This is a genomic window from Milkweed yellows phytoplasma str. MW1, assembly GCF_000309485.1.
Classification (GTDB): Bacteria; Bacillota_I; Bacilli_A; order Acholeplasmatales; family Acholeplasmataceae; genus Phytoplasma.
In genome coordinates this window covers 1-641 of the sequence record NZ_AKIL01000110.1, presented here as the reverse complement: position 1 = coordinate 641, position 641 = coordinate 1, and the positions used below count along the sequence as shown (strand labels likewise).

Sequence of the window (641 nt, the reverse complement as noted above, 5' to 3'; positions counted from 1 at the left end):
ATAATCAAAATATATTTTATTCCCTTAATTTTATTGACGATTTTGCTCCTTATTAAAAAAATTTTCTATTATTTATAAAAAATTTAAAGTTTTTACACAAATCTTTAAATTTGAGTTAGTGAGAAAAATTTTAGTATTTTGGAAATTATCCTTATCTAAAAAATAATTAATTTTGATTATTATAACCCTGTATACGGATTTTATTAGTATAAATTAACAAAATAATAGAACAAATAAAAGTCAAAGCAATAATAATCATTATTAAAATATATTGATTTGCAGTTTCTTGAACTTTTAATTGTTTTTTTAATTCTTTTAATTTTATTTTATATTTATCCATTGAAATAGATTGTGAATTATCGGCTTCTGTGGTTTTTCTTGACAAATCTTTTTCAATTTGTTTTAATTCTGTTCTTTTTGTTTCGATTTTTTTTTGTAAATCATTAATTTTTTGTTCTTTAATTGAGAGTTTTTTTTGATATTTATTGTTTTGTTCGTCTAAAGGAGCTTTTTTTTCTTCAAGCGCTTTAATCTCTTGATAAAGTCGTTCTTTTTCTTTTTTTAAAGATTCGTTCCCTAAAGTTTCTAGCATTTCATCAATTTTTTTGATAAAAGGAATCGGTTCTGGAAGAAAAAAAATT

1 pseudogene is annotated in these 641 nt (G+C 20.6%); it reads right to left on the bottom strand.

Annotated features, from left to right (window positions below):
• Positions 1 to 166 precede the first annotated feature (166 nt).
• Positions 167 to 641 (bottom strand): annotated as a pseudogene (locus tag RI76_RS03105) (hypothetical protein); the annotation flags it as partial.